Origin of the sequence: Streptomyces atriruber (genome assembly GCF_001418325.1) — a bacterium.
Taxonomy (GTDB): domain Bacteria; phylum Actinomycetota; class Actinomycetes; order Streptomycetales; family Streptomycetaceae; genus Streptomyces; species Streptomyces atriruber.
The window spans coordinates 1-4,752 of the sequence record NZ_LIPN01000468.1; the positions used below are offsets into that span (position 1 = coordinate 1).

Genomic DNA, 4,752 nt, shown 5'->3' on the forward strand with positions numbered 1-4,752 from the left:
CCGTCGAGCTGGCCCGTCTCGCCCTCCACCCGGACGACGACCTCGCGCCCAACCGCCCCGGTGAGGCCCTGCAGATCTCCCTCGACCGCGACCCGGCGCCCGCCCGCAGGCTGCGCGCGGACGCCCGGCACCGCGCGCTCGCCGCCGAACGGTCCGTCGGCGAGGCCCTGGACGCCCTCGAGGGCGCGGGCTGGCGGGTGCTGCACTCCCTGCCGCTGCCCGGTGACGCCCGTATCCACCATCTGCTGATCGGCCCCGGTGGCCTGTTCTGCGTGGGCACCCTCGCCGTCCGCAAGCAGCGGGTGCGCATCGCCGACCCGATGGTGACGGTCGGCCGCGCCGAACCGTTCCCGCTGCTGCGCTCGCTCCGCTCGGACGCGGGCCGGGCCTCCTTCGCGCTGACGGCCGAGGTGCGCCCCGTCCTGGTGCTGGCCGGAACCGGCGCCGCCGACCTGGACGTGGCGGCGCCGCCGCGCGATGTGCGGGTGCTGCGCGAGGCGGACCTGCCGGCGCTGGCCCGCCTCGGCGGGGTGCTGAAACCGGCCGATGTGGAGGCCCTGCACGCACTGGCCAGGGACCGCCGCACCTGGGAGCGGGTCTGACGCCTCCGGGCGGCTACAGGTTGTCTCCCCAGCCGCCCTGGATCATGGTCTGGAAGGCCCAGGATCCGCCGCGCCTGATCAGGATGTCGGCGTAGCGCAGCTGCTGCGTCTCGCCGTTCGCCGTCATCACCGAGTCGGTGAAGACGACGGCCATCGCGGGGGAGAGGAAGACGGGCGTGCGCGTGGACTCGAAGGTGATGTCCTCGCTCCCGTCCCCCATCACGTGCGTCATGGTCCCCACGAACTGCTCCCGGTCCCACTGCGCCGCTCGCCCGTCGCCCGCGGAGTCGTCGCTGACCAGGTTGAGCGGGAAGACGGCCAGGTCGGCCATCCGCTCGACATCGCGCTTCGCGCTGTGCGCGTCGTACTCGGCGAACCAGGCGGCCAGGCTCGCGCGGTCCTCGTTGGTCGGGACGTATCCGGTCTCGGGAAGAAAGGTCACGCGGTCTCCTCTAATCAACTTTGACTACAGACTGCTGACTGCTCGCTTGCGATGAGAAAGGTATGCCACGGAGCGATGCTAGTCAAACTTGATTAGCTATGACGTGGGTCACGCCGGAAAACCTGTTGGGGCGAGGTGACGGGCGCTGCTACGTTGTCGGCGGCCGTGCGAGAGACCGAGGAGGTGGTACCCGTGGACGTATCGACGTGGGTGCTCTCCTCAGGGGTCACGGTCGGGCGGTAGGTCGTCCGGGAGCGCCGTTCTGCGCATTCCCGAAAGGCACGACCATGCATGTCACTTCCGAAAAGCGTCTCGATGACGGCGTTCTCGAGCGCGAGTTCACCCTCGGCGAGGTTCCGGGCATCCTGTGGACGCCCGTCTCCGAGCCGTCCGCCGAGGTGCCGCTGATCCTGCTCGGGCATCCGCCGCTCGGGCTGGACAAGATGTACCCCCGGCTGGCGGCCCGGGCCCGGCAGGCGGTGGCGGACGGCTTCGCCGCGGCCACCATCGAGCTCCCCGGCAGCGGGGTCCGCCCCCGCATGGCCGTCATCGACGAGGCGCGCGCCGACATGCGCCGGGCCATGGCGGCCGGCGAACCGGTCGCCGACGACATCGTGGACCGGCTCGTCCTCCCGCTGGTGGACCAGGCGGTCCCGGAGTGGCAGGCCGCTCTGGACGCCCTCCTGGCGCTGCCCGGCATCGGCGGCCCGGTCGGGTACTCCGGGGGCGTGATCTCCATCGGGGTCCGGCTCGCGGTGGTCGAGCCGCGGGTCTCGGCCGCTGTCCTGTTCGCCGGGAGTCTCGTACCGCGTGCCGTGTTCGACGAGGCCCGTCGGGTCACCGTTCCGCTGCACGTCCTGTTGCAGTGGGACGACGAGGGCAACGACCGGCAGGCCTCCCTGGACCTGTTCGACGCCTTCGGTTCCGTGGAGAAGTCCCTGCACGCGAACATGGGCGGGCACGCGGGGGTTCCGCAGTCCGCGGGGGAGGGGGCGGCGCGGTTCCTCGCGCGGCACTTGAAGTGAGGCCGTGAGGTCCGGCCGTGCGTTCCGGCCGTCAGGGCGGCAGCGGCCGGGCCCGGTCGGGGTCGTCGAGGGGCTCGAACAGATCCCCGTGCCTCGCCAGCCGCGGGGCGATGTCGTCCGCGGCGAAGACCAGCAGGCCGGGCGTGTCGCAGCCCTCGACCTCGTCCCAGGTCACGGGGGCGGAGACGGTCGGCTCCGGGCGTGCCCGCAGGGTGTAGGGCGCGGCGGTGGTCTTCGCGGCGGCGTTCTGGCTGAAGTCGACGAAGACCTTGCCGGGGCGCAGGCTCCGCGTCATGCGGTGCACGACGAGGCCGGGCAGCTCGCGCTCGGCCTCGACGGCCAGCGCCTTGGCGTACGCCGTGACCCGTTCGGAGGAGACCGGCTCCAGCGGTACGAGCAGGTGCAGCCCCTTGCTCCCCGACGTCTTCGCGTACGTGTGGAATCCGTCGGCGGCCAGCCGCTCCCGCAGCCAGAGCGCCGCCCGGCAGCACTCCACGACGGTGGCGGGCGGCCCCGGATCCAGGTCGAGGACCATCCGGTCGGCCCGGGCCGGGGCGTCGGCCCGCCACTGCGGCACGTGGAACTCGGTGACCAGGTTGGCCGCCCACATCAGGGTGGCCAGGTCCTGGACGACGACCTGCCGGGCGCTCCCCGCGGCGCGGGAGCGGGGCACCTCGGCGGTGTGCACCCAGTCGGGGGTGCCCGGCGGCACGTTCTTCGAGAAGAACTGCTGGCCGTCGGGCCCGTCCGGGTAGCGCAGGAAGGAGACGGGCCGGTCGCGGAGGTGGGGGAGGAGGGCGTCGGCCGTGGCGGCGTAGTAGTGCAGGACCTCGCCCTTGGTGAAGCCGCTCGCGGGGTACAGGACCTTGTCCAGATTGCTGAGCGCGAGCCGCCGCCCCTCCACCTCTGTGATCGGCGTCATAGGATGAGAGTCCCATATAACGCCCAGAGCACCACATAGTGCTCCAAGCCGGAACTCTCCCCGCCCCCAGTGAGGTGTCGGACGTGCGATCCATATGGAACGGTGCGATCTCCTTCGGGCTGGTCAGCATCCCGATCAAGCTCGTGAACGCGACCGAGAGCCACGCGGTCTCCTTCCGCCAGATCCACACGGAGGACGGCGGCCGCATCCGCTACCGCAAGGTGTGCGAGCTGGAGGAGCGCGAGGTGCCGACGGCGGAGATCGGCAAGGGGTACGAGGACGCGGACGGCTCGATCATCCCGATCACGGACGACGACCTGGCCACGCTGCCCATCCCCACCGCCAAGACGATCGAGATCGTCGCCTTCGTCCCCGCGGACCGCATCGACCCGCTCCAGATGGGCGCGGCGTACTACCTCGCGGCGAGCGGAACCCCGGCCGCCAAGCCGTACACGCTGCTGCGCGAGGCGCTCAAGCGCAGCAAGAAGGTGGCCATCGCGAAGTTCGCGCTCCGGGGCCGTGAGCGGCTCGGCATGCTCCGCGTGGTCGACGACGTGATCGCCATGCACGGGCTGCTGTGGCCGGACGAGATCCGTGCGCCGGAAGGGGTGGCCCCGGACACGGAGGTCACCGTGCGCGACGCCGAACTCGACCTGGCGGACGCACTGATGGACACCCTCGGCGAGGTGGACATCGACACCCTCCACGACGACTACCGCGACGCGGTCGAGGAACTCATCGCGGCGAAGGCCGACGGCGCGGCCCCGGCGGAGCGGGCCCCGGCCGGGGAGGGCGGCGGCAAGGTCATCGACCTGCTCGCGGCCCTGGAGAACAGCGTCCGCGAGGCCCGCACGGCGCGGGGCGAGAGCCCGGAGGGCACGTCGCGGAAGGTGGCCGACGTGACGCCGCTCGCCCGCAAGTCGTCCCGCGCGACCCCCAAGCAGGTGGGCGGCAAGAAGTCGACGTCGGCCTCGGCGAAGAAGAAGGCCGCCCCCGCGGGCAAGAAGACGACGAAGTCGTCGGCGACGAAGGCGTCGACGTCAGGGGCGAAGGCGTCGGGAACGAAGACGGCCGAGTCGAAAGCGACGCATTCGAAGGCGACGGATTCGAAGGCGACGGCCAGGACGAGCGCGCGCAAGACGTCGGCCAAGAAGACGACCACGGCGGCGTCCGGAGCCAAGAAGACGGCCGCGGCGGCGAAGAAGACGACGAGCGGGCGGCGCAGGGCCTCCGCCTGACCGGGGCGCCGCCACGGCGCGGCCGCGCTACGACGTGGCTCCGCTGCGGCCCGCCGGTGAGGAGGCGATGACCTTCGCGACGTACGGCAGATGGCTGTCGAGGAAGAAGTGGCCCCCGGCCAGCACGTGGCAGGAGAAGTCGCCGCTCGTCTCGCTCTCCCAGGCCCGCACGCCCTCGACCTCGACGCGAGGGTCCGCGTCTCCGGTCAGCGCGACGACGGGGCAGCCGAGCGGGGGTCCCGTGCGGTGGACGTGGGTTTCCAGGAGCCGGTAGTCGGCGCGGACCGGCGGCAGGATGAGCGGCAGCAGTTCGGGGGAGGACAGGAGCTCGTTGGTGGTGCCGGACAGCTTCCGCATCTCGTCCACGAGCTCGGGGTCGGACATCTCGTGCACCGGCCGGTCCGCCACGGGACGCCAGGGCAGCGAGGGGGCCTCCCGTCCGGAGACGAACAGGGCCACGGGCGGCCGTCCCGCGGCCGTCATGCGCCGCGCGGTCTCGAACGCGAGGACGGCGCCCATGCTG

The 4,752-nt window shown here is 72.1% G+C and carries 6 protein-coding genes; 3 read left to right on the plus strand and 3 right to left on the minus strand.

All coding sequences use genetic code 11. The annotated features are described in order from the left end of the window. Positions 1 to 602: nuclease-related domain-containing protein (locus AOK03_RS36065; protein WP_055569606.1), on the plus strand; the 602-nt coding region annotated here is incomplete at its 5' end. 13 nt (positions 603 to 615) lie between these two features. Here the strand turns inward: AOK03_RS36065 and AOK03_RS36070 are convergent. After that, the gene (locus AOK03_RS36070) at positions 616 to 1,044 is read right to left on the minus strand and encodes a hypothetical protein (protein WP_055569607.1); all 429 of its coding nucleotides are present in this window, start codon (positions 1,042 to 1,044) and stop codon (positions 616 to 618) included. A gap of 287 nt (positions 1,045 to 1,331) precedes the next feature. Here AOK03_RS36070 and AOK03_RS36075 point away from each other — a divergent pair, with 287 nt between their 5' ends. Then, positions 1,332 to 2,069, plus strand: a complete 738-nt coding sequence (locus tag AOK03_RS36075; protein ID WP_055569608.1) for a dienelactone hydrolase family protein — start codon at positions 1,332 to 1,334, stop codon at positions 2,067 to 2,069. Positions 2,070 to 2,100: 31 nt separating this feature from the next. Here AOK03_RS36075 and ligD read toward each other — a convergent pair whose 3' ends face one another. After that, complete coding sequence (gene ligD / locus AOK03_RS36080; protein ID WP_055569609.1) at positions 2,101 to 2,991, minus strand: non-homologous end-joining DNA ligase; 891 nt, start codon at positions 2,989 to 2,991, stop codon at positions 2,101 to 2,103. 83 nt (positions 2,992 to 3,074) lie between these two features. On the opposite strand from ligD, the gene ku reads away from it, so the two are divergent. Next, the gene (gene ku, locus AOK03_RS36085) at positions 3,075 to 4,229 is read left to right on the plus strand and encodes a non-homologous end joining protein Ku (RefSeq protein ID WP_055569611.1); all 1,155 of its coding nucleotides are present in this window, start codon (positions 3,075 to 3,077) and stop codon (positions 4,227 to 4,229) included. 27 nt (positions 4,230 to 4,256) lie between these two features. On the opposite strand, the gene AOK03_RS36090 is transcribed toward ku, so the two are convergent. Beyond that, a partial coding sequence (locus AOK03_RS36090) for a thioesterase II family protein (protein WP_167355682.1) occupies positions 4,257 to 4,752 on the minus strand: 496 nt, incomplete at its 5' end.